This is a genomic window from Flavobacterium sp. UBA7680, from assembly GCF_002482975.1.
Lineage (GTDB): Bacteria > Bacteroidota > Bacteroidia > Flavobacteriales > Flavobacteriaceae > Flavobacterium.
Window position 1 is genome coordinate 1 of record NZ_DLHA01000017.1, and the last position, 24,296, is coordinate 24,296.

Here is a 24,296-nt window from a genome sequence, read left to right on the forward strand (position 1 = left end):
ATATATTTTATTCGACAAACAAATACACAAAGCATATCGTAGAGATGTACAGCAGTGCGCCTTATGTGCAAAGTATATTTCAAAACACACGTGAATACTGGACGTAGACGCACTGCTGTGCGCCTCTACGGAAAATTGGGATGAATATATTTTATTCGACAAACAAATACACAAAGCATATCGTAGAGACGCACAGCAGTGCGTCTTATGTGCAAAGTATATTTCAAAACACGCGTGAATACTGGACGTAGACGCACTGCTGTGCGCCTCTACGGAAAATTGAGATGAATATATTTTATTCGACAACAAATACACAAAACATATCGTAGAGACGCACAGCAGTACGTCTTATGCGCAAAGTAAAAAAGCTTCAATTTTCAATGGAGTTTTTTTTAATGTATAATATACATTTTTTCTAATCTTACAAATTAAATGTTAAAATAAATTCATTTACATTTACTTCTTAATATAACAAATACCATTAATGAAAACACCAAAAATCCTTTTTCTATTTTTACTTTTAGCATTAAACAGCTGTTCAAGCGATAACAGCGAAAACCCGGAAGACCCAGAAACATCAAAATTTGCAATGACAGCAAAAGTTGATGGTACATTATGGGAAATGCAAAATCCGTTTGGTTCAGATTATGCTACAAAAACATTATTTGATATGTATCCGGCAGAAGAATATATTCTTTTACAAGGAAGAAACAAAAATTTTGTAGATGAAATTAGACTTTACATTAAGAGAAGTGATCTAAAAGTTGGGACATACCCTATAACAAAAAATACATTTGACGCTTCAAAAACACAAGTTGAAATCTCGTTCAACACTAAAGGAAAAAGTCAATATCCTGTTAATGGTTCAGTATCAATTACAGCAATTGACTTAACTGCTAAAAAAGTAACCGGAACATTTTCATTTAATTGTGTAGATGATGATGATGAACCAATTAGCGCTACTAACCCTGTTACAACAAAAGTAACTGACGGTACTTTTAGCTACAGATATGATGTAGTAGAGAAATAATCCTGATATATTTCTATATAAAAAAAGCTCCTTTAATGGGAGCTTTTTTTTATAATAGAATCTGAGATTATTTACTCAAATACATTTTTCTTCTAGAGTACAATTCGTAGAATTGATCATCTTTTAAGTCATCAATAAACAAGATGCTTTCTCCTGTTGATTTCATTTCTGGCCCTAACGCTTTGTTTACGTTCGGGAATTTACTGAAAGAGAAAACCGGTTGTTTGATTGCATATCCTTTTAATTGTGGATTGAAATCAAAGTCGGTTACTTTATTATGACCTAACATTACTTTTGTAGCGTAGTTTACATAAGGTTCTCCGTAAGCTTTTGCAATAAACGGAACCGTTCTTGAAGCTCTTGGATTTGCTTCGATAATATAAACTGTATCATCTTTAATCGCAAACTGAATGTTGATTAAACCAACAGTCTTTAAAGCTCTCGCAATTTTATATGTATGATCTTTAATTTGCTGCATTACGAATTCTCCTAAGTTAAAAGGAGGCAATGTTGCATTACTATCTCCAGAGTGAACTCCGCAAGGTTCGATATGCTCCATAATTCCTATGATGTATACATTTCCGTCAGCATCACAAATCGCATCCGCTTCAGCTTCAATTGCTCCGGCTAAATAGTGATCTAGTAATAATTTGTTTCCTGGAATTGTTTTCAACAAGTCGATAACGTGCTCTTCAAGCTCTTTTTTGTTGATTACAATTTTCATTCCCTGACCTCCTAATACATAAGAAGGACGAATTAAAAGCGGGAAATCTAAAGTATCAGCTAATTTTGAAGCTTCGTCTGCCGTTTCAGCGATTCCGAATCTTGGGAAAGGAATATGTAATTCTGTCAATAAATCTGAGAATCTTCCTCTGTCTTCAGCTAAATCAAGTGCATCAAAACTAGTTCCGATGATTTTTACACCATATTTAGATAATTTATCCGCTAATTTAAGAGCCGTCTGACCACCAAGCTGAACGATTACACCTTCTGGTTTCTCGTGTTGGATGATGTCATAAATATGTTCCCAGAAAACTGGTTCGAAGTATAATTTATCAGCAGTGTCAAAATCTGTTGAAACTGTTTCAGGATTACAGTTGATCATGATCGTTTCGTAACCGCATTCTTTTGCTGCTAAAACTCCGTGTACACAAGAGTAATCGAACTCAATTCCTTGTCCAATTCTGTTTGGTCCGGAACCTAGAACGATAACTTTCTTTTTATCTGTCAGGACACTTTCGTTTTCTACATAACGTTCTCCGTTTGCTTTTTCGATTTCTGCCTCAAAAGTAGAGTAGTAATAAGGTGTTTTTGCTTTAAACTCAGCCGCACAAGTATCAACCAGTTTAAATACACGGTTGATGTTTTTTTCCATACGTAAAGAATGTACTTCACTTTCCAGACAATTCATCATGTGCGCGATTTGTCTGTCGGCAAAACCTTTTTGTTTGGCTTCAAGCAATAATTCTTTAGGAAGGGTTGAAATTTTATAGTTTGAAATTTCTTTTTCCAGAACATAAAGTTCTTCGTATTGTTTTAAGAACCACATATCGATTCTTGTAATTTCATGAATGCGGCTCAACGGAATTCCCATTGCGATGGCATCATAAATTACAAAAACTCTGTCCCAGCTTGCATATGTAAGCTTTTCGATAATCTGCTCGTAATCTTTGTATCCTTTTCCGTCAGCTCCTAAACCGTTTCTTTTAATTTCTAAAGATTGGGTTGCTTTGTGAAGTGCCTCTTGAAAAGAACGTCCAATTCCCATAACTTCACCTACAGATTTCATCTGAAGACCTAAAGTTCTGTCAGATCCTTCAAATTTATCGAAGTTCCAACGTGGTATTTTTACGATTACATAATCTAAAGTTGGTTCAAAAAGAGCCGAAGTTGATTTTGTAATTTGGTTTTGTAATTCATCTAAATTGTATCCTAAAGCCAGTTTAGAAGCAATTTTTGCAATTGGGTAACCTGTTGCTTTTGATGCTAATGCAGAAGAACGAGATACACGAGGGTTAATCTCGATCGCTACGATATCTTCTTTATCATCTGGCGAAACTGCGAATTGTACGTTACATCCTCCGGCAAAATTTCCGATACTTCTCATCATTAAGATAGCGTAGTCACGTAATTTTTGGAAAGTTGTGTCTGATAATGTCATTGCCGGCGCAACTGTAATCGAATCTCCAGTGTGGATTCCCATTGGATCCATATTTTCGATCGAACAGATAATTACAACATTGTCGTTTTTATCTCTTAAAAGCTCTAACTCGTACTCTTTCCATCCCATTAAAGCTTTATCAATTAAAACTTCATGAATTGGAGACGCTTCAAGTCCGCGTGTTAAAAGCTCATCAAAATCTTCTTTTTTGTAAACTACTGCAGCTCCCGTTCCTCCTAGTGTAAACGATGGACGAATTACAAGCGGAAAACCAAATTCCTGTGCAATTTCTTTTCCTTCTAAATATGAAGTAGCTGTTTTTGCAGGTGCAGTTGGTACATTTATTCTTTCTAAAAGCTGTTTAAACTGCTCTCTGTCTTCGGTAATATTAATTGCGTTTACATCAACTCCTATTAATCTTACTCCGAAATCCTGCCAAATTCCTTTTTCTTCAGCTTCCAGACACAAGTTCAAAGCGGTCTGCCCTCCCATTGTTGGCAAAACTGCATCAATTTGCGGGTGCTCCTTCAGAATTTCAATAATCGATTTAGTAGTTAAAGGTTTCAAATAAATATGATCGGCCATAGAGGGGTCGGTCATAATTGTCGCTGGATTGGAGTTAATCAAGATAACTTCAATTCCTTCTTCACGAATCGAACGTGCAGATTGAGATCCCGCATAATCGAATTCGCAAGCTTGACCAATAACAATAGGTCCCGAACCTATTATTAAAACTGATTTAATTGATGTGTCTTTAGGCATTTTTGTATGTATTGTGTAGTTATATAAGTATTTTAAAAAACATTCTTAGTGTACTAAAAACTAGAATGTTGAGAAAATTTTTACCGACAAGGTATAAAAAAAGGCGATACTAAAAAAGTAATCGCCTTATGTATGTTTATACAAACATTATTTTTTGTGTCTAGGCTCGCTAGAAACAGTCAATTTATGTCTTCCTTTTGCTCTTCTACGCGCTAGAACTTTTCTTCCATTCGCAGAAGCCATTCTGTCCATAAATCCGTGCTTATTTCTTCTTTTTCTTTTCGATGGTTGAAATGTTCTTTTGCTCATTGCTTTGTATCTTTAAAATGGTGTCTATTATCTCTTTTTCTGTTTTTGAATACTGTTGCTCAAAAACCGAGTGCAAATATACAAAGACTTTTTTTTCTGGCAAGTAGTTTTATAAAAATATTTTTAATTCATTTTACTATATTTGCAATCACAAATTTACATGAATTATGTTTAATAAAATTATCAAACTTATTTTAGCCGGACTTCTTATTATAGCTGGCGTTTGGCAAATTATAGATAAAGAAACCGGTAATGGTATCTTCCTTATATTATTGTCTGCAATTCCTATTTTTCTTTATTTTAAAAATGAATTTATCCTTTTAGCCTTTCTTAAATTGAGAAAACAAGACTTCGAAGGTGCTAAAAAATGGCTGGCATACATCAAAAATCCAGAAACAGCGTTAGTAAGAAAACAACAAGGTTATTTTAATTACCTTCACGGTATCATGCTTTCGCAGACTAATTTGATCCAGGCTGAGAAACATTTCAAAAAAGCTATCGAACTTGGACTATCAATGGATATGGATCTTGCCGTTGCAAAATTAAACCTTGCAGGAGTTGCAATGTCACGCCGCAGAAAACTGGAAGCTACTAATTTATTAGCCGAAGCTAAAAAATTAGACAAACAAGGAATGCTGAAAGAGCAAATCTCAATGATGAAAGAACAAATGAAGAAAATTTAAATTTTCTTTAAATTACAATATTTTAAAATCCCAAATTCCAAAAAGAGTTTGGGATTTTTTTATTTTAGTCTGGTTTGTCATCCTGAGCGAAGTCGAAGGACACGCAAGAAACTCGACAAAGATTCTATAACCGCACCGTTTTAACGCAAAGAGACCCGACAGGTTTTAAAAACCTGTCGGGTCTGAGTAATATTGCGGAGTTACTTTGCGCCCTTCGACTTCGCTCAGGGTGACACCGATAATGTTAACCACACCGTTTGTCTTTGCGAGGAACGAAGCAATCTCATTAAGTTTATTACTAAAGTTGTTCTTTGTTAGTGCGGTTGCTTCGTTCCTAGCAATGGCAAGATTGGATAAAGATTCTGTAACCGTACAGTTTGTCATCCTGAGCGAAGTCGAAGGACACCAAGTAACTCGACAAAGATTAAGTTAGGAATTAACAGTACCGTTTGTCATTTCGACCGAAGGGAGAAATCGCACTAGAAATTCGACAAAGTATGTCGCCAATCTTTGTCGAATTTCTAGTGCGATTCCTCGTTCCTCGGAATGACAAAAATAACTCATAATTATATTACGGAGTTACTTTGCGCCCTTCGACTTCGCTCAGGGTGACACCGATAATGTTAACCACACCGTTTGTCTTTGCGAGGAACGAAGCAATCTCACTTAGTTTATTACCAAAGCTGCTTCTTGTTAGTGCGGTCGCTTCGTTCCTCGCAATGACAAGATTGGATGAAGATTCTGTAACCGTACAGTTTGTCATCCTGAGCGAAGTCGAAGGACACGAAAGAAACTCGACAAAGATTAAGTTAGGAATTAACAGTACCGGTTGTCATTTCGACCGAAGGGAGAAATCGCACTAGAAATTCGACAAAGATTGGCGACATACTTTGTCGAATTTCTTTGCGGAGCTACTTTGCGCCCTTCGACTTCGCTCAGGGTGACAAAACAATTATTAATTATCAATTATTAATTGTTAACTATTTCAAAATATCAGTATCCACAAGTCTCGCATATTTACCTGTGATTTTACCTTTTTCATCAATAGTAAAAAAAGTTGGGGTTCCTATTATGGCGTAGGTTTGGAAGTTTGGGCCTGCGAAACCTTTATAGTCGCATAATTGTTCCTTCCATGGGAGTTCGTGATTGTGGTCTGCGGCATCTTTGGTCATGTCTGCGGCTACGCTTATGATTTCGTAGCCTTTGTTTTTTACGATTTCGTAATTGCCTAATAACTGGTGAATTTCGTTTTCGCAGTTATTGCAGCCCGATTCGTAAAAGAATAATAACGTTTTTTTATTGATTGTTTTTTTGCCCGAAGCTGTCTGCAAAGCGGGCGCCGAACCGCCAATTACCGGAGCATTAATCGTATTTGCTAATTTCTTACTTGGCTTTTCCAGTCTTCCGGATTTTGAAGCATACTGACTTATGGCATCTACTAAATCGTCTTTTCCTTCTTTGGTAAAAACTGCTACTATTTTTTCTGTAAAAGCCGTATAGATTTCATTGCTTTTTATACGTGAGAGGATTTGTTTGGTATCTGTCAGTAAAACAGCATCGTCTTTAATTATCGTTTGCTGTAAATTGACCCAGCCTTCTATTCCCTGATTCCAGAAACCGCTGTTGTAAAGCGCCTGCATATCGAGTTTTTCTTTTACAAAAAGGTTTAACTCTTTTGCTTTTTCTTCTTCGGGCTGGTTAAAGGTGCTGCCTATGCCCATTAAAAAACGGTATATTTCTATAAAACGCGCTGCATATAAAGTACTTTTTGCGGTTTCGTTGCTGAGTGCCGTAAACTGCTGCTGCAGGTTTTCATTTTCTTTTTGAAAAGCAGTAAATAACGGCTCTTCCTTTTTATACAAATTAAGACCATACTGCACAAAACCCACTTTGTCCAGAATTACTTTTTGCTGCTCTATTTTTCGATTTAAAAAATCATTCTCGGGCGAGCCTTCGTATTTGGTGTTCTCAAAATTGGGCTGTTCTTCGAGGCAGGAAATAGAGAAATTTTCCTTGTTTACAATAAAATCCATGCCGCCGCCATCTGTAAGCATAAAATGCGAAATGCCGGCATATCCTTTTTTTGCTTGCGGAATAACCAGCACCGCTTTACCCGAGGTGTCGAGTGTTCCGGTAATAATAGTGTCTTTTTTACTGCCTCTTTCGAGTACATAAACATATTGTTTTCCGCCATAATGAGAAAAATTAATGTTTATGGTTTGTGAATGTACCGAAGTCAGCATGCCAAAAACAGCAAGACCTTGCAATAATATATGTTTCATGTTTTGTTTTATGATTGATTTAAAATTTTATTAAATACCAAAACGCCCTTCATTCCTGCTTGTGAGCAGGAAATGAAAAGCGCAGCGGTTCTTTTGGTAATCTTACTTTTAAATATTGTATAATTGAGGCGATTAAATATCACCTCCATTAAAGTTTTATTTCATCCTGAAAGCAGTTCTTGCTTCTAAGATTTATTTCTCTGATATACAACGTACTGGAAATGCGTAGCGTTGTTCTCCTTTTGGTAAAGGCGAAATAGCAGAATTTCCTCCTCCAGAATAAAAGTAATATTGTGTAGATGAGTAAACATCTGTACTCGAGTAAAAAAGATTACCAGAAGGTTTCAGAGGGCTGGTTATAACATCAGCAGTAAAGAAATTACCCTCAGAAGGAAGAAATAATGAAGTACCTATTTGCAACCCTCCTTTTAAGGCTCCAGCTACCCCTTTATAAGTTAAAGTATTGTATTTAATTACTGCCTCCCATTCTGCTTTGGTAGGTACACGATAACCGGGATCGCAGGGATCATTAGTTGTATTTTTTGGATTGCTCCACATACCTGCAGGTCTAACGGCAATCCAACCAACCGTCGTTCCTGGAACAAGAGAGATAGGATCTTTTGATCCCCATTGATAATAATTAGTTTTATATAAATCCGGGTTAGTATAGTCAAATGGATCTAAAGACTGGTCAGTCCCTAAATTATGACACATAAAGGCTCTCCACTCTGTATCGCTGACTTTTGCACCGCAGCACATACAGTCTTTTATTTCTGCTTTTAGTTTTACTGTTTTTTCCGCACCGGTCCCATCATTAAAAATAGCATATATAGTCACATATGCAGCATTTGCAGTTGATAAACCTTTAGCTTTTCCTTGCGGACCACTTAATGTTGTTTGATATGTTACTTTTACTGTATAACCATTAGGTTCAAAGTTACTGACAATCTCACCCTTATATCCCGATTTTTCTACATATTGAAAATGAACATTACTTACAGAACCTTGTGGAGTAAAAGTGTAAATCTGTGTGTTTATATTTGATTTAGTAAAATCTGCCTGCTGAGATAAACGAGAGCTTAATGTACCACAAGTATCTCCTCCTTCGGTTTGTGCAATATCAAAACAAGTTCTTCCGCTTAAAGTACCATTTCCTGCCGCTATATTCTCCGGATTAGCTGCTGCAGTAACTGCAAATACATGAGAATTTCCCGTTGGGTTACCTGTACAGCCGTTTTTTACAACACAGTAAAAACTAGCGGTTCCCGCACCCGAAGGTGTATATAAGTATGAAGCCGAAGTTGCACCACTTATAGATGCCCCAGATGGACTGCTAAACCATTGATAAGTAGCCTGAACAGCATTTGTTACAGATACTGATAATGTTACTGCACTACCCGCTGTAGTATTTTGCGCCGTACTAGATTGCGCCGTAACCACAGGTGTAGGACATGCACTGTTCATAGTAATTTCATGCGTCAACGAAACAGACTTGCCGCATTCGTTTTCAGCTATTACGGTCACTGTAACTTTCAGTCCTTCAGCTCCGCTAGCCGGAAGCTGTACAGCTGCACTAGCTCCAGAACCGCTTACAGTCGCACCATTGTTAGCTGCCCATGTATAAGATGTAGGGTTGAATGTACCCGATGCCTGTAGTGTAACTTTTGCTCCAAATGTTGCCGTTGCAGGATTAGAAACCCATGAAACCACCGGTAAACTTGATACCGTTGATGATACTGTTTTTACCGCCATTGTACTGGTACAGCCTGTTGTATTGGTAACAGCTGCGTTGTAAAGTCCGCCTTCTGAAACTGTAATGGTTTGGGCAGTCTGGCTCATTTTTACATTATCCTTGTACCAGGTATACGTGTAAGTTCCTGCTGCTGCCGGTACAATTGTTAAATCTGTACTTCCGTCACAAAGTATGGTTTTACCCGTAATGCTTGGCTGTCCGGGAGTATTTCCTGTTGTAATGTTTTTTTTCTAACACATGTGCTTCTGCAGGACATTTTGCTCCGGTGTTATCAGTAGCAATCATACGCAGTGACATGGTAGTTTGAGAACTTGGTACTATATAAGGATTAACCGTTATGGCATCATTACCATTGTACCAAGCATACGTAATTCCGTTTTGTTTATTGGCGACACTTAAATCCAAGCTCCCGCCTGCACAGAATGATGTAAAAGTATTTAACGGTTTTCCGTTTACTAATATATCGGCATCAACAATAGTGATTTGTCCTGATCCTGCACCTTTTTTTACCTGAATCGTGTTCGATTGATTTGAATAACAGCTTCCGCTTTTTACCGCTGCAAACCATTCGCCAACACTGCTGTCTCCGCTAATGCTGACTGTCGAGCCTGATTTTTCTTCTACTCCATTATGAAACCAAACTACACTTCCTGTAGTTACTGATGCCGAAAGTGTAACTGAATTTGTACCGCACAATACTCCGTCATTAGAAGCTAATGCTAAGATAGCAGTTGGTGCCACAGTACCAGATTCTGTAATGTTTTTTTCGTTTGCTGCGTTTGTATTACAGCCTACAGCACCCATCGAAATGTTGTATTTTCCTTTTTGCGTAGCAACATAGTAATTAACGCCTCGGGCTACTTCAATACCATTACGGGCCCAGATTAATTTATCAAGATTAGCCGTATTGGCCGGAACTGATAAATATACAGAACCGCCTGTACATAAAGTTGTTCCAGACGCTGTTATGGATGGCACGGCATACGGCATTGAACTACAGTCTACACCATTTTGAGAAAATAAAAAATCTTTGTATAAATTAGTACAGGTACTTGTAACACGCACTAATACAGTACGTATGTTTACAGACTCATTTACGTTAAAATTAATTTTAAAAGTTCCGTTTGTATTATCTGCGTCTAATGTTGCATATTCTGAACCTGCTACAATGCTGATATTAAATGGCCCGTTAAGACAATCGGGATCTGTAATATCAAATTTTTGATTACAGCCTGTTCCATCGGCAGCTACACTTACACAAGGCTGCGGGCTTATTGTAGTCTGCGATGTACCATCACACATACTTATCCAGCGCGATGCGTTCCAATATTCCACACACTTGGTGTCGCTGTTATAAATGGTAAGCCCGTTACCTTTATCTGTATTTTTTACTGCAAATGCGTCACGCTGAGCAGTTGTCATTTGTGGCAGTCGAAGTCCGCCTTTGTTAAGCAGTTCAAGCACTGAGAAAGGCTCAGGAGCTTTTTTACCCCCTACGGTCATTTGGGCCTGTATGTTGGCCGTAAATAATATGGCTGCAAACATTAGCCATGAATAAAATAGATTTTTCTTCATTATATAATGTGTTAAGTTGTTTTAAATTTTGAAACTGTTCATTGACAGAGACCGCGAGTCAATGCATAACAGATTACAAAACATATTTTCATATGGATATAATCTGTATTTGATTCGCTCTGGTCTCTAAAAAAAGTGAGTATTAAAGAGAAGAAACTACACGCCAGTTCGTTTGATCTGACTGTAAAGTAATTTTAAGAGTTCCGCCTGTAGCAGAATAGTAAGGCGCAGTAATTTCGCTTGCACTAAATGTATCTGAATAAACTACAGGGACATTAAATTTAACGGTAACTTCGGCACCTGCGGCATTTGACACATTATTTTGAGCAATTACCAAGACTCTTCCTGTACTGCTTGCTGCAGCCGGAAGGGTTACTGTAATGTCGCCAGTCAATTTAGATGCGATAATAGTATAATCACTATCTAATACCGTGTAATTTGTACTAATTGTTTTAACTCCCATTACACTGCTAACTGCCGGTGCTTTCCAAACTACATTACCACTTCCATCTGCAGAAGTTGCTATATATCCTGCAGCAGGGGCAGCACCATCTGTACCTTTAGCAATTGCCAATGCAGTCACTGATGTTTTATCTGAGTTCTCATCTATTCTAAGAGAATTGGAATTTTTTGTAGCATTCCAGATATTAAAAACCCCGTTTGATTTATACATAGTAAAATCCTTAAGCGCAGTGTTTCCTCTATCAGATATAACGGCTTCGTATTTAATTTTTGCCGTATTTATATTGTTGATATTCTTAGAACTCATCTCTAAATCCTGAGTTGCGGTATGGTTTCCTAAATTATCTCCAGCTCCTAAAGCAGAAGCAGCTTTCCAAACCACATTACCACTTCCGTCTGCTGATACCGCTACCAAACCGGCAGCCGGAACACTTCCATCAGTTCCTCTGTAGATAGACAAGTTGTTTACTCCTGTTTTTCTGGTTACTTCGTCAATAGTTAAATCATTACCTGCTTTCGAATTATTGTAGATTCCAAATGTTCCATTATTTTTATATAAACCAAAAACATTTGTGTTTTCAGGTACTCTGTCAAATATTTGGAGTGTGTTTTTGATATCAGCATTGTAAATATTATTAATATTTTTAATGCTCATATTTAAATTTGTTGTTGCTGTATGGTTTCCTAAATTATCTCCAGCTCCTAAAGCAGAAACAGCTTTCCAAACCACATTACCACTTGCATCTGCTGATACTGCTACTGAGCCGGCAGCCGGAACACTTCCATCTGTTCCTGCCTGAATAGCCAGATTGTTTATTGTCGTTCTTCTGTTAGCTTCATTTATTGTTAAATCGTTTGATAATTTTGAACGGTTATAGATTGAAAATATTCCATTGTTTTTATATAAACTAAAATAATCTGTATTTGAACTTGTTCTGTCAAAAATTTGAAGATCATTTTTTATATATCCATTAAAAATATCTTTTATGTTTTTGTTTGACATCTCAAGATCCTGAGTTGCAGTATGGTTACCTAAGTTATCACCCGTAACAGTTAAAGAAGAAGCAGATTTCCAAACCACATTACCGCTTGCATCTGCAGAAGTTGCTACATAACCTGCGGCAGGGGCAGCACCATCTGTACCTTTAGCAATTGCCAATGCTGTAACAGATGTTTTATCTGAATTCTCATCTATTTTAAGAGGATAGGAACTTTTTGTAGCATTCCAGATATTAAAAACTCCGTTTGATTTAAACAAAGTAAAATCCTTAAGCGCAGTGTTTCCTCTATCAGATATAACGGCTTCGTATTTAATTTTTGCCGTGTTTATATTGTTGATATTCTTCGAACTCATATCTAAATCCTGAGTTGCGATATGGTTTCCTAAATTATCTCCAGCAACTCCTAAAGCAGAAGCAGCTTTCCAAACCACATTACCACTTGCATCTGCAGAAGTTGCTACATAACCTGCGGCTGGCGCAGTACCATCTGTACTTAAAGAAATAGCCATGTTATATAACGTTGTTTTTCTGGTAGTCTCATTTATAGTTAAATCATTTCCTAATTTTGAACCATTGTAAACCCCAAAATTCCCAGTATCTTTATAAATAGAGTAGGTAATTGCGTTATTTCCATCCCTGTCTTTAAATATTGCATCATGAATATTTGAAATACTATTATTACTCATATTTAAAGTAGTAGTAGCTGTATGATTGCCTAAGTTATCTCCTAATGACGCTCTTGTTACCCATTTTAATACTCCATTAGCATCGGCAACCAAAACATTATCTGTAGAAGCTCCGGTTTGAAGCCCTCCAATCGTTAGTGTGTTAGCTGCAGTAGTTGTTAATGTGGTAGGTTTTAAAAGAGCACCGCCCAATTGCACATTTCCGGCATTGGCCGTTAAACCATTATCTGCCGTATTTAAAGAATTAGGGTCCATTTGTACTTTTTTACCGTTTATGGTAACAAAAGTTTCCTTTTGTGCCATAACAAATCCGCTTTGGATGAGTAATAGCATACATACTAGTTTTTTCATTTTAATTGATTTAGTAATTATTGAATTCTTCATTATACACTCTTTTCAAAAGAGATAAAAAGGTGTAAAATTAGTTTCAAAAAAAAATAGTATTTTACCTGTTAAAGTTTTTTAAATAACAGATTAAGACAAATATGTAGTTAGGAGAATTTCTTTTTGATCTGGTAAAAAGGGACTGCTTTTAAGAAATTTTATTTAGGATGCTTTATTTGTTTTCTTTTGAAATTCTTCAATTAAAGCTTCTCGGTTTTCAATTATTCTAATCAGTGTTTCTTTTGCGATTTCATCGCCACGAAGGAACCTCATTTTTGCTGCAGGGGCTTTAATGCCCATAACCTGACCAAGTAAGGTGTAATCACCATACAGCGTTTTTTCCTTAATTTGTTCGATTGTCATAACAAAAAGTTTATCTTTGAATGCATAAATAATATGCAAATATATACAGAAATCTGTATAATAAAGCTTACAAAATCAAAAATCTGTAATTTTTTTCTGATGAATGACATAACTACAAGGTTTTTAGATGTTTACAGATACCTTTATGAAAACAAAATTGTATTGAACCCTAAAAGCTTTGCGAAAGAAATAAATATAAGTACGTCCTTAATTACAGAAATCTGTAAGTTAAGAACAAATGCAGGAATAACTCCTATACAGAATTTATTGCAGAAATATACCGATATTGATGCAAACTGGCTTTTAACAGGTGAAGGATCTATGTTAAAAAACAACAGGGTAGAAATTAATATAAACTATAAAGAATTAGCCGAAGCAAGACTTGAAATTATTGAAATGAAAAATGAAAAAATTAAGTCTTTAAACAAAGAGGTAGCTGCTCTTAAGGATGCCAAGCGCTAATTTTATCTCAAAACTTTGATTAAAATATTGATCAATTTTAAAAGTAACGGATACAAAAAATTAAAATATTTCTTTCTCTGTTTTTCTTCTATTCTTTATAAATTATATTCACCTTCACTACAAAATAAAAAAAACCGCAAACTCAACTGATCAGGATTGAAATCATCTTGTCTGCGGTAAAAATTCCAATTAGAGATGGAAAAATTTTAATGCTATACTATTTAAATTAGTCATTAAAATAGGGCTTTATATCAGGACTTTACTCTTTTTTATTACAGCTCTATTTTTTTGTAATTCTTGCAAATAATACTCCAAATATATACAGAAATCTGTAATAAACAAATTTCTGATACAAAATTCTGTAATTATTTTCTTATGAATAATATAACTTAAAGGTTTTCAAATATTTACAAATATCTAATAGAAAATAGAATTATTGTAGATCCTAAGAATTCTGCACAATAAATAAATATAAGCGTATGGTTAATTACAGAAATCTGTAAAACCTTTTCACGCTGAAGGGTAAAAATTACTTTTATCTTATGTCTTTGCGAGGAACAAAGCAATCTCAATTTGCTTATCACTAAAGTTGTTCCTTGTTAGTGCGGTTGCTTCGTTCCTCGGGATGACGGTGTGTATGGTTCTTTGTCAAAGTTTTGTCATTTCGACCGAAGGGAGAAATCGCACAAGGAGCTCCGCAAAGCATATCACCAATCTTTGTGGAGTTACTTGCGGAGATCCCTCGTTCCTCGGGATGACAAGATTGAGGAAGATTATTGTGGAATTACTTTGCGCCCTTCGACTTCGCTCAGGGTGACAACTCATAACTCATAACTCATAACTCATAATTCATAACTTATAACTCACTCCTCTAATATAATCGAAGGCAAATTCTCATTAAGCCATTTGTATTTATTGAGAATCATAATATGGGTTCCGCCTTTTACTACTATACAGCTGTTGATATATTTTATAGGAAAAACTTCGTCCTGATCGCCGTGAATATGAATGACATTATCGTCGACATTATTTCTGTCCCATAAAATAACCGATTCTACCGCCCATTGCAGATAATTAAGATCACGAACGGCTAAAAACTTCTCGTATAATTTAATGCGTTTATTGATTTTTTCTCCAAAAGAGTATTTCGCCAGACTTTCGATATTCAAAATCAGCTTCATAGGAATCAATTTGTAAGCTTTTGTCTTCTTCCCTATTTTCATTCTTCTCGGGAATTCGACATTACTTCTTACACTCGAAATGATGATTACTTTTTTGGCCTGAACATGTTTTGCAATTTCCTGCACTAAAATTCCTCCAAAAGAAACGCCAATTAACACAGGGTTGTCATGCTTGATTTTTTTTGAAATTCGGAGTGCGTAATCTGATAAGGCTTCTTTGGGATGCGGAATTTCCCATTCTAACAAACAGGTTTCAAATACAGATTCGTCTAATTTGATTCTTTCAAATATAGCAGGGCTGGCCGCGAGACCAGGCATAAAATATACGGGAATTTTGCTCATTTGTTTAAAATGGAATTACAACTACAGCTCTTAATTTCAAGCTAAATTTACTTTTTTTAATAATATCTACAGCAAATCGCACACCATAATTGCATTTTAAAACAAATTGAGTTGTAAAAATAAACGATTTTGCAATGAACCCGATGCTCAAAAAATAATTTCATATTGAAAATCAAATGATTACCTTTGCATTCCAAATCACCAGCAGCTAAACGTCTTTTAAAAAGATTTTAGCTGACTATATTTTTCGTTCTTTTTCTAATATTTTTTAACCTACCCCAAAACATGACAAATATGGAACCTACCGAAGCTATGGAAATCAAAGACAACACTTTTGCAAGACAATTTGAAACCGTGGTCCCTGAAGGATTATTAAGCGTTGAGTATTCTTTTCAGGAAAAAAAGATTTTTTTAACCAAAATCAACACGCCCGAAAACTTTGAAAATCAACCTGTACTTGACACTTTACTTAAAAGCATTTTGGAATTAAGTACCGAGAAAAAATTTAGAGTTGTGCCGATTCACCCAAAAATTGCGGCCTTTTTTAAAAAAAATCCAAAATACAAAGATTTACTGCCACCGGGAATCAGAATTTAAAAATCACCGATTACCCAAAGCCATAATCCGCCAATTACCATATAAATAAAAAGCATTATAAGTCCGGTTATTAAACCTTTGACCCACCAGCTTTTTAAATCGACATATCCGCTCCCAAAGAAAACGGGAGCCGGACCATGTCCGTAATGCGTTAATGTTCCGTAAATGGATCCCACAAAACCAAGCATAAAAGCCAGAAGTAATCCCGGAATTCCCAACGAAACCCCAACTCCTAAAAGTGCTGCATACATTGCCGCCACATGCGCCGTTGCACTCGCAAAAAGGTAGTGGCTGAAAAAGTATACTAATATAATGATAGGAAAAGCCATCTGCCAGCTTAGCCCGCCAATTTCGGCTTTTATAACATTGCTAAACCAGCTGATAAAACCTAATTCGTTTAAAGAACTTGCCATCATTACTAATACCGAAAACCATACGATGGTATCCCACGCTCCTTTTTCGGCTTTTACATCATCCCAGGTTAAAACGGAAGTAAGCAGTAAAATTACCAACCCAATAAAGGCGGTTGTGGTAGCATCAATAGAAAACAAATCGCCTGTCATCCAAAGAAATAATAAGATAAAGAAAGTCAAGAGCATCATCCATTCGTTTCTGGTGATTGGGCCCATTTCTTTTAATTTTTGAGAAGCGATTTGCGGTGCGTCTCCGGTTTTTTTAAGTTCCGGCGGATAAATTTTGTACAACACAAACGGAATCACAAAAAAAGCGCACAATCCCGGTACGATTGCCGCGGCTGCCCAGGACATCCAGGTTATTTTTATTCCCAGATTAAGGGCAAATTTTTGACACATTGGGTTACTCGCCGTTCCGGTAAGAAACATGGAGGATGCTATTAAATTCATATTATAACAGTTCAATGTTAAATACGAACCTAGTTTTCGATGTGTTTCTGGTTCTTCCGGCATTGAACCAAAACTCATTGACATGGATTTCATTATGGGATAAATAATTCCTCCGCCGCGGGCTGTATTACTTGGTACGGCTGGTGCCAAAACTAAATCGGCAAGACCTAAACCGTAGGCTAATCCAAGCGAACTTTTTCCGAATAATCGAATAAACAGAAAAGCAATTCTGTTTCCTAAACCTGTTTTTATAAATCCGCGTGCTATAAAAAATGAAATTCCAATAAGCCAGATTACTTTGTCTCCAAATCCTTTTAAGGCCAAGGTTATTGATTTTCCGGCATCACCCGGCGCTAAAACCTGCGTAAAAGCGGTTAACGCAATGGCAATCATACACATGGTTCCCATTGGGGCGGCTTTTAGAATAATTCCTAAAATGGTCGCGACAAATATGGCAAATAAATGCCAGGCTTCGGGTACAACTCCGTTTGGCGCAGGAATAAACCAAATTGCTGCTCCAACTGCAAGTGTAATCAGGGTTTGAGGAATTTGTACTTCTTTCATGGTTTTGGAATTAAATTAAACTACAGCCTGCACTGAAACTGAATTAGAAATAAATTATCATTATAGGTTGATGTATCCGGGATATTTCGGTCGAAATGGTCTATTTCAAATCCCATTTCTATACGACCTGTATAGTTTTTTCCAAATTCAAGACTTATCATAGGGGTATAAGTTTGTCTTACATTTGAATCGATTTTAAAACTAGGATCAAATCTTTCATAACGGCAGGATACTTCTAAAGAAGTTAATTTTTTATAATCGATTTGATATCGCACATTGGGCAAAAAATAAATACCTCGCATTTGATAATCGGCCACATCAGCTGTTCTGCTATCAACGGGTAAAGAAAAATATAAGTTGTGATTTGTTCCTCGCTTGTATTCTATCTGCAAATCAAAAGTAAAACGGTCTGTAAGTCTGAAATCACTGGTAACATCTGCACCAAAGGCAAATACTTTTTCTTTGGAATATTTACCAATACCGCCGTTTAATCCGAGGTTAATTTTATGTTTTTTTGATAATTCGAAAACCAGTCTCGAAGAATATTGTTTTCCGTTATCGTTGTCTTTTTCCTGATTTTTTCCGTTTCCGTTTAAAACCGAAACCGAATAATTTACAGGAATTTTACCCAGATCAAAGTTTCCGGTTGCAGAGGCTCCAATTTGAAAGCTTGTCCAGCCATTTTTTCCAAATTCATAATATTGATTTGAGAAATCAAATGATTTTATGATATCAACCGGAACTAATTCCTCAATACCAAAAGCGGGACGAAACTGTCCTCCTAAAACGGCAATGTATTTATTAAAGGTATATTTTGCATAGGCATTTTCGAGAACCTTACCTTTTGTATCTGATTTAAAATCGGCAAGGTTTACTAAGATTACCACTTCTGTAGCTTCGCTTAATTTTGTATTTAGCCCTACACGCATTCTTTTAATATCAAAGGAACTTTGGGTTACGTCGCCCGTAGAATGATGAACTCCCATAACGTCTACATTATCTCCAAAACTTTCGAGATATCGTGCCTGAAAAAGTCCTTTAAATTGAAATTGGGGGTACTTAACACCATCTTCAGAATCGGCTGCTTTTTGAGTTTCGGCAGTTTGCGCATTCGTGATAAGTGGTATTATAAAAAGGATAAAAGCAATTCTTATTAGTAAAGGTGTATTCATACGCTCCAGAAATAAAAAATTGAACTTGGTTAATTGTTTGAAAAAACCTAAAAACAACTAAAAGGTAATTGGAAATATCTTACGAAAATAGGAAAAATAGTAATGTCTTGTAAAAATTGTTGCATTAAAATTACATTAGTTTTTTACCTTTAAGATATTAAGTTAATGGTAAAAACTAAAAAAGGCCGCTAAATTTTAGCGGCCTTTGTATTTTTATTTTTATGAGAAAAGATTATTTTTCAATTTCTCTCATTGAGTCCATTTTTTTATGAGCAAGGAAACCTGCAACGTCTTCAAAATGTTCTTTTACTCGTTTGTTTCCAAATTCGAATACTTTAGTTGCCAGTCCGTCAAGGAAATCACGGTCGTGTGAAACTAAGATTAATGTTCCGTCAAAATCACGTAAGGCATCTTTAATGATGTCTTTGGTTTTCATATCCAGGTGATTTGAAGGCTCATCCAGAATTAACAAGTTAACGGGCTCTAACAATAATTTAATCATTGCCAAACGTGTTTTTTCTCCTCCAGAAAGTACTTTTACTTTTTTGGTAATATCATCGCCCTGAAACATAAATGCTCCCAGAATATTTTTGATCTGTGTACGGATATCTCCTACTGCAATGGCATCGATTGTTTCAAAAATGGTTGCATTTTCATCTAATAATGAAGCTTGATTTTGTGCAAAATATCCAATTTGTGCATTATGTCCAACTTCAACGCTTCCTGAATCAACGCCTATTTCTTTCATAATCGCTTTGATCATGGTCGATTTTCCTTCTCCATTTTTTCCAACAAAAGCTACTTTCTGTCCACGTTCGATTACAATATTAGCATCTTTAAAAACCACATGATCTCCGTATGATTTTGACATTTCTTTTACAATAACCGGATATTGTCCAGAACGTGCTGCCGGCGGGAATTTTAATCGCAATGCTGATGTATCTACTTCGTCAACCTGAACAATCTCCAATTTCTCCAACATTTTTACACGAGACTGTACAGCATCTGTTTTTGAGAATGTTCCTTTAAAACGGTCGATAAAGGCTCTGTTATCAGCAATCATTTTTTGCTGTTCGTCGTAAGCTTTCTGTTGGTGAATACGACGGTCTTTTCTTAATTCTAAGTAATGAGAATATTTTGCTTTGTAATCGTAAATTCTTCCCATTGTTACTTCGATCGTACGGTTTGTAATATTATCTACAAACGCTCTATCGTGCGAAATCACTACAACTGCTTTTGCTGAATTCACCAAAAACTCTTCTAACCATTGAATACTTTCGATATCCATGTGGTTGGTTGGCTCATCCAGTAAAATCAAGTCTGGTTTTTGTAATAAGATTTTTGCCAGTTCGATACGCATTCTCCATCCTCCTGAAAATTCAGATGTTTGTCTTGTGAAATCTTCACGTTCGAAACCTAAACCTACTAAAATTTTCTCTACTTCAGCTTCGTAATTTACTTCTTCAATGGCATAATATTTCTCGCTTAAGTCCGAAACTCTTTCGATCAATTTCATGTATTCGTCACTTTCGTAATCTGTACGAACGGTTAACTGCTCATTGATTTCGTCAATTTCAGCTTTCATTTTAAAAATCTCACCAAAGGCTTTAGATGCTTCTTCCATTACAGTCGAACCGTCTTTTGTCAATAAATGCTGAGGCAGGTAAGCTACAACGGCATCTTTTGGCGTAGAAATACTTCCGGTAGAAGGTTTGCTTTGTCCTGCTATAATTTTTAAAAGTGTCGATTTTCCTGCACCATTTTTACCCATAAGGGCTATTTTATCATTTTCATTGATAGCAAAAGAAACATCGCTAAAAAGTGTAGTTCCACCAAACTGAACCGAAATATCGTTAACTGTAATCATTATCTTCTGTGAATTTGTTTTATCGGTTAATCGTTTTTGTGACTACCCATTTTTTTCGTGCTGCAAAGATAGATTAATTAGATAATTAGGCAATTAGAAAATGTGGCAATTTATTAATTAGATAATTTTGAGAATGTGGTAATTAGAAAATTTTCTTTTTTGCCACGACCCGAGCGACAGCGAACAGGCGAAGCAATTACACGAATTTTCACGAATTATTTTTTCAACTGGACTGAAGTCCAGCTCTACAATATAATTCGTTCCTTCGGAACTTTAATTGAGAGTTTTTGGTTCTTCGTATTATTGGGCTCGCTTTTGTTTGGTTAATATGTAAAAAAAAATAAAACCCGACAGGTTTTAAAACCTGTCGAGCTACAAAAATTATCTCATTATCAAAATCAATATTTCCGTGGCTCTTAACCGGATTAAAATCCGGCCCTACAATATAGATCGAGCCGAAGGCTCTCAATTAAAGTTCCGAAGGAACAAATTATATTGTAGGGCTGGACTTCAGTCCAGTTTAATATGTAAAATAAATAAAACAACAGGTTTTTTAAAACCTGTCGGGTTACAAAAATTATCTCATTATCAAAATCTATATTTCCGTGGCTCTTAACCGGATTAAAATCCGGCCCTACATATAGATCGAGCCGAAGGTTCTTTTTTTAAGTTCCGAAGGAACGAATTATATTGTAGAGCTGGACTTTAGTCCAGTTTAATATGTAAAATAAATAAAACAACAGGTTTTAAAAACCTGTCGGATTGAAATTATCTCTGTTTCGTCAAATTCTATATTGCTCCTCTTAACTGGACTGAAGTCCAGCCCTACAATATAATTTGTTCCTTCGGAACTTTAATTGAGAGTTTTTGGCTCTTCGTATTGTTGGACTGGCTTTTGTTTCGTTAATATGGGAAAAATAAAACCCGACAGGTTTTTTAAAACCTGTCGGGTTGAAATTATTTCATTATCAAATTGACTAATTATCTAATTAATCTTTTCTCCATTTTTTAGTTTCCTCAAAAACGTGTTCTAATATTGAAGCCTCTATTTCATCAAAATCAATATTACGTCTTCCCATAACTAACTTTGCAGTTTCGAAAGCTTTTTTGGTAATATATGTTGTAAAACCTGCTGCCCCGCCCCAGGAAAAACTCGGAACAAAGTTTCTAGGAAAACCAGATCCAAAAATATTGGCACTTACTCCAACAACAGTTCCGGTATTAAACATCGTATTGATTCCGCATTTACTATGGTCACCCATCATTAAACCGCAAAACTGAAGTCCGGTTTTAGCAAAACCTTCTGTTTCGTAGCTCCACAATTTTACTTCTTCGTAGTTGTTTTTCAGGTTTGAGTTATTACTGTCAGCTCCAATATTACACCATTCGCCTAAAACTGAATCCCCAAGAAATCCATCATGACCTTTGTTTGAATTAGCAAACAGAACAGAATTTTTAACTTCTCCTCCTATTCTTGATCCGGGACCAACTGTTGTTGCTCCGTAAACTTTTGCGTTTAGTTTTACCTGTGCATTTTCGCATAAGGCAAAAGGCCCGCGAATTACAGTACCTTCCATGATCTCGGTATTTTTACCTATATATATAGGGCCGTTTGATGCATTAAGGGTTACAAACTCTAATTTTGCTCCTTCTTCAATAAAAATATTTTCAGGCGCAATTGTATTTACACTTTTAGGAATTGGCTGTGATTTTCTGTCTTCAGTCAAATAAGCGAAGTCGGCACGAATGGCAGCGTCATTTTTTGAGAAAATATCCCAAGTGTGTTCTACTGTCAAACATTCATCGTTATATTGAATGATTTCATAGGTATCGAAATCAACTTCTTCCTGATTTTCTGTTGTAAAAAAAGCAATTACATCTTCTCCTTTAAAAATTGCCTGATTCGGTTTTAAGTCCGAAACTAATTCTGCAAGCGTATCATTTGGCAAATACGCAGCATTTATCATTACGTTTTCTTCCATTTCTACCATTGGGAATTTAGCAGAAAGGTAATCCTCTGTAATTGTTGTTATAGTCGATCCTAAACAAGTTTCCCATTTTTGGCGAATCGTCATAATTCCGATTAAAATATCAGCCACGGGTCTGGTAAAAGTAAAAGGTAAGAGAGCATTCCGGACGGGACCGTCAAAAAGAATGTAATTCATAAAATTAATTTAATGTGTTAAAATTTGTTTGGTTACCGAGGCCAAAGTTACAAATATTTATGTGTTTCATTAATATATGTTTTTTCTGATAGGCTATGTTTTTTTTTGTGATAGCCACGACTCGACCAAAGGGACAGACGAAGTAATTCACGAATTTTTATATTCCCTTAATTTTAATTGATTTAGATTGTGATTATTTGGCTAAAGCCTATTTTGGGTTTTGATTTTATAACCTTCAGATAAATCTGAAGGCAATTGAAAAAATGTTTCCTGAATAATCAATTGCCAACATCTTTAGATGTTGGTGACTTAATCAACATTGCTAAGGCTTTAGCCAAATCTTCTCCATTTGGAATAAACAATCTCAACAACAAGAGAAATATAGCCAGCGGTTTCAACCGCTGGAACACAATATATTCACAATCTTATCTTTTTGCACCCTGTGGTTGAAACCACAGGCAATATTTTAAATTCGAAAAAGAAAATTAGTGAATTACTTCGTCTGTCCCTTTGGTCGAGTCGTGGCTAACAAAAAGAGAGCATAAAAAAAGCCTCCCAAATTGGAAGGCTTCTTATATAATTTTAAACAGCTATTATTTTTTAGCGTGTTTTGCATATTTAGTTTTGAATTTATCAATACGTCCTGCAGTATCGATAAGTTTAGATTTACCAGTATAAAAAGGGTGAGATGTTCTAGAAATCTCCATTTTTACAACTGGATACTCAACTCCGTCAACTTCAATTGTTTCTTTTGTATCTGCAGTAGATTTAGTGATAAAAACGTCATCATTTGACATGTCTTTAAATGCAACTAATCTGTAATTTTCTGGGTGAATTCCTTTTTTCATCTTTACTTTTTATTTATTGTTTAGAACATTTTCATTTTGAAGCTTTTTCATGGTTAGAAAAAGGTATAAACAAACGATGCTCTTTTTTGTTTAAAATTTTAATTAATTTTGAGTTTGCAAATTTACAATTCTTTTTTAATAAACAAATAGTTAGCGCACTTTTTTTTAGTTAAATTCAAAAAGCTTTTTTTCTCCTTGATTATATTGGGAATTGCTATATTTGTGGATTAATTTTAAAACATATAGAAATATGATTAATGAAGTTATAAAAAAGAATGGAGTTACATACGGAATTATCTTAGGTGTTATTTTGGCGTTAATCACGGCAAGCATATATGCCATTGATCTAAAATTATTTGTTTCTGGCTGGATTGGCGGTCTGTCGTTTGTTATTTATTTAGTAGTTGGTATTTTACTGCTTACAAAAACAAAAAAAGAGATTGGTTTTTTCTCTTTTAAAGATGCCTTCACCACATTTTTTATAGCTACAATAACTGCTCTTGCAATTTCTACTGTTTTTAGCGTCATATTATTTAATGTAATTGATCCGGAAGCAAAAGAAACAATACACCAATTACTTATTAAGTATATGGCTGAAACGTTACAAAAATTTGGAACTCCGGCTGCTGCTATCAACGAAGCTTTGGCTAAAATGAAAGAAACCAATCCTTTCTCAGCTATCGAACAAATAAAAGCATTGGTTTTTAGTATTATTGGCTACTCCATTTTAGGATTAATTTTAGCTGCATTTTTTAAAAGCAAAACTACACAAGAATAAAAATTA

At 35.6% G+C, this 24,296-nt stretch carries 18 protein-coding genes; 5 read left to right on the plus strand and 13 right to left on the minus strand.

Features of this window, described 5'->3' with window-relative positions:
• The first annotated feature begins 484 nt into the window (after positions 1-484).
• Positions 485-1,030, plus strand: a complete 546-nt coding sequence (locus B3C18_RS02570; protein WP_291141904.1) for a DUF6252 family protein — start codon at positions 485-487, stop codon at positions 1,028-1,030.
• A 67-nt stretch (positions 1,031-1,097) separates the two neighbouring features.
• Here the strand turns inward: B3C18_RS02570 and carB are convergent, their stop codons facing one another.
• The gene (carB, locus tag B3C18_RS02575) at positions 1,098-3,953 is read right to left on the minus strand and encodes a carbamoyl-phosphate synthase large subunit (RefSeq protein ID WP_291141907.1); all 2,856 of its coding nucleotides are present in this window, start codon (positions 3,951-3,953) and stop codon (positions 1,098-1,100) included.
• Positions 3,954-4,100: 147 nt separating this feature from the next.
• Entirely contained in the window at positions 4,101-4,262 is a 162-nt protein-coding gene (rpmH, locus tag B3C18_RS02580) for a 50S ribosomal protein L34 (protein WP_008464848.1), read from the minus strand.
• Between the two features lie 167 nt (positions 4,263-4,429).
• Here rpmH and B3C18_RS02585 point away from each other — a divergent pair, with 167 nt between their 5' ends.
• Positions 4,430-4,945, plus strand: coding sequence for a DUF2892 domain-containing protein (locus B3C18_RS02585; RefSeq protein WP_291141910.1), 516 nt, complete (start codon positions 4,430-4,432; stop codon positions 4,943-4,945).
• A 980-nt stretch (positions 4,946-5,925) separates the two neighbouring features.
• On the opposite strand, the gene B3C18_RS02590 is transcribed toward B3C18_RS02585, so the two are convergent.
• From B3C18_RS02590 to B3C18_RS02610, 5 genes are all read right to left on the minus strand, one after another.
• On the minus strand, positions 5,926-7,227 hold the full coding sequence (locus tag B3C18_RS02590) for a peroxiredoxin family protein (RefSeq protein ID WP_291141913.1): 1,302 nt from the start codon (positions 7,225-7,227) through the stop codon (positions 5,926-5,928).
• Between the two features lie 192 nt (positions 7,228-7,419).
• Positions 7,420-9,066 (minus strand): hypothetical protein, encoded by a 1,647-nt coding sequence (locus B3C18_RS02595; protein WP_291141916.1) that lies wholly within the window; start codon positions 9,064-9,066, stop codon positions 7,420-7,422.
• Positions 9,067-9,157: 91 nt separating this feature from the next.
• Positions 9,158-10,555 (minus strand): hypothetical protein, encoded by a 1,398-nt coding sequence (locus tag B3C18_RS02600; RefSeq protein WP_291141919.1) that lies wholly within the window; start codon positions 10,553-10,555, stop codon positions 9,158-9,160.
• Between the two features lie 142 nt (positions 10,556-10,697).
• On the minus strand, positions 10,698-13,055 hold the full coding sequence (locus B3C18_RS02605) for a hypothetical protein (protein WP_291141923.1): 2,358 nt from the start codon (positions 13,053-13,055) through the stop codon (positions 10,698-10,700).
• A 195-nt stretch (positions 13,056-13,250) separates the two neighbouring features.
• Complete coding sequence (locus tag B3C18_RS02610) at positions 13,251-13,451, minus strand: hypothetical protein (RefSeq protein WP_291141928.1); 201 nt, start codon at positions 13,449-13,451, stop codon at positions 13,251-13,253.
• Between the two features lie 99 nt (positions 13,452-13,550).
• Between B3C18_RS02610 and B3C18_RS02615 the strand changes: the two genes are divergently transcribed.
• Positions 13,551-13,913 (plus strand): hypothetical protein, encoded by a 363-nt coding sequence (locus B3C18_RS02615; RefSeq protein WP_291141931.1) that lies wholly within the window; start codon positions 13,551-13,553, stop codon positions 13,911-13,913.
• 863 nt (positions 13,914-14,776) lie between these two features.
• Here B3C18_RS02615 and B3C18_RS02620 read toward each other — a convergent pair.
• Complete coding sequence (locus tag B3C18_RS02620; protein ID WP_291141934.1) at positions 14,777-15,436, minus strand: YqiA/YcfP family alpha/beta fold hydrolase; 660 nt, start codon at positions 15,434-15,436, stop codon at positions 14,777-14,779.
• A 285-nt stretch (positions 15,437-15,721) separates the two neighbouring features.
• Between B3C18_RS02620 and B3C18_RS02625 the strand changes: the two genes are divergently transcribed.
• A complete protein-coding gene (locus B3C18_RS02625) occupies positions 15,722-16,033 on the plus strand; it encodes a GNAT family N-acetyltransferase (protein ID WP_291141937.1) in 312 nt (103 codons plus the stop codon).
• On the opposite strand, the gene B3C18_RS02630 is transcribed toward B3C18_RS02625, so the two are convergent.
• The 5 genes from B3C18_RS02630 to B3C18_RS02650 all read right to left on the minus strand — a co-directional run bounded on the left by B3C18_RS02630 (position 16,030) and on the right by B3C18_RS02650 (position 23,512).
• On the minus strand, positions 16,030-17,460 hold the full coding sequence (locus tag B3C18_RS02630; RefSeq protein WP_291141940.1) for an anion permease: 1,431 nt from the start codon (positions 17,458-17,460) through the stop codon (positions 16,030-16,032). The genes B3C18_RS02625 and B3C18_RS02630 overlap by 4 nt on opposite strands.
• Positions 17,461-17,480: 20 nt before the next feature.
• Positions 17,481-18,632 carry a porin gene (locus B3C18_RS02635; RefSeq protein ID WP_291141943.1) on the minus strand — a complete coding sequence of 384 codons (1,152 nt, stop codon included), beginning with the start codon at positions 18,630-18,632 and terminating at the stop codon, positions 17,481-17,483.
• Between the two features lie 232 nt (positions 18,633-18,864).
• Positions 18,865-20,499, minus strand: a complete 1,635-nt coding sequence (locus B3C18_RS02640; protein ID WP_291141946.1) for an ABC-F family ATP-binding cassette domain-containing protein — start codon at positions 20,497-20,499, stop codon at positions 18,865-18,867.
• A gap of 989 nt (positions 20,500-21,488) precedes the next feature.
• The gene (locus B3C18_RS02645) at positions 21,489-22,664 is read right to left on the minus strand and encodes a GlmU family protein (protein ID WP_291141949.1); all 1,176 of its coding nucleotides are present in this window, start codon (positions 22,662-22,664) and stop codon (positions 21,489-21,491) included.
• A gap of 593 nt (positions 22,665-23,257) precedes the next feature.
• Complete coding sequence (locus tag B3C18_RS02650) at positions 23,258-23,512, minus strand: type B 50S ribosomal protein L31 (RefSeq protein WP_011921626.1); 255 nt, start codon at positions 23,510-23,512, stop codon at positions 23,258-23,260.
• Positions 23,513-23,762: 250 nt separating this feature from the next.
• Here B3C18_RS02650 and B3C18_RS02655 point away from each other — a divergent pair, with 250 nt between their 5' ends.
• Positions 23,763-24,290 carry a DUF4199 domain-containing protein gene (locus B3C18_RS02655; protein ID WP_291141952.1) on the plus strand — a complete coding sequence of 176 codons (528 nt, stop codon included), beginning with the start codon at positions 23,763-23,765 and terminating at the stop codon, positions 24,288-24,290.
• Positions 24,291-24,296: the final 6 nt, after the last annotated feature.

What these genes read in the sequence shown, in the direction of transcription:
- B3C18_RS02570 (WP_291141904.1), top strand. Translation starts at nt 485, where the DNA reads ATGAAAACACCAAAAATCCTTTTTCTATTTTTACTTTTAGCATTAAAC.
- carB (WP_291141907.1), bottom strand. Translation starts at nt 3,953, where the DNA reads ATGCCTAAAGACACATCAATTAAATCAGTTTTAATAATAGGTTCGGGA.
- rpmH (WP_008464848.1), bottom strand. Translation starts at nt 4,262, where the DNA reads ATGAGCAAAAGAACATTTCAACCATCGAAAAGAAAAAGAAGAAATAAG.
- B3C18_RS02585 (WP_291141910.1), top strand. Translation starts at nt 4,430, where the DNA reads ATGTTTAATAAAATTATCAAACTTATTTTAGCCGGACTTCTTATTATA.
- B3C18_RS02590 (WP_291141913.1), bottom strand. Translation starts at nt 7,227, where the DNA reads ATGAAACATATATTATTGCAAGGTCTTGCTGTTTTTGGCATGCTGACT.
- B3C18_RS02595 (WP_291141916.1), bottom strand. Translation starts at nt 9,066, where the DNA reads ATGAGCCAGACTGCCCAAACCATTACAGTTTCAGAAGGCGGACTTTAC.
- B3C18_RS02600 (WP_291141919.1), bottom strand. Translation starts at nt 10,555, where the DNA reads ATGAAGAAAAATCTATTTTATTCATGGCTAATGTTTGCAGCCATATTA.
- B3C18_RS02605 (WP_291141923.1), bottom strand. Translation starts at nt 13,055, where the DNA reads ATGAAAAAACTAGTATGTATGCTATTACTCATCCAAAGCGGATTTGTT.
- B3C18_RS02610 (WP_291141928.1), bottom strand. Translation starts at nt 13,451, where the DNA reads ATGACAATCGAACAAATTAAGGAAAAAACGCTGTATGGTGATTACACC.
- B3C18_RS02615 (WP_291141931.1), top strand. Translation starts at nt 13,551, where the DNA reads ATGAATGACATAACTACAAGGTTTTTAGATGTTTACAGATACCTTTAT.
- B3C18_RS02620 (WP_291141934.1), bottom strand. Translation starts at nt 15,436, where the DNA reads ATGAGCAAAATTCCCGTATATTTTATGCCTGGTCTCGCGGCCAGCCCT.
- B3C18_RS02625 (WP_291141937.1), top strand. Translation starts at nt 15,722, where the DNA reads ATGACAAATATGGAACCTACCGAAGCTATGGAAATCAAAGACAACACT.
- B3C18_RS02630 (WP_291141940.1), bottom strand. Translation starts at nt 17,460, where the DNA reads ATGAAAGAAGTACAAATTCCTCAAACCCTGATTACACTTGCAGTTGGA.
- B3C18_RS02635 (WP_291141943.1), bottom strand. Translation starts at nt 18,632, where the DNA reads ATGAATACACCTTTACTAATAAGAATTGCTTTTATCCTTTTTATAATA.
- B3C18_RS02640 (WP_291141946.1), bottom strand. Translation starts at nt 20,499, where the DNA reads ATGATTACAGTTAACGATATTTCGGTTCAGTTTGGTGGAACTACACTT.
- B3C18_RS02645 (WP_291141949.1), bottom strand. Translation starts at nt 22,664, where the DNA reads ATGAATTACATTCTTTTTGACGGTCCCGTCCGGAATGCTCTCTTACCT.
- B3C18_RS02650 (WP_011921626.1), bottom strand. Translation starts at nt 23,512, where the DNA reads ATGAAAAAAGGAATTCACCCAGAAAATTACAGATTAGTTGCATTTAAA.
- B3C18_RS02655 (WP_291141952.1), top strand. Translation starts at nt 23,763, where the DNA reads ATGATTAATGAAGTTATAAAAAAGAATGGAGTTACATACGGAATTATC.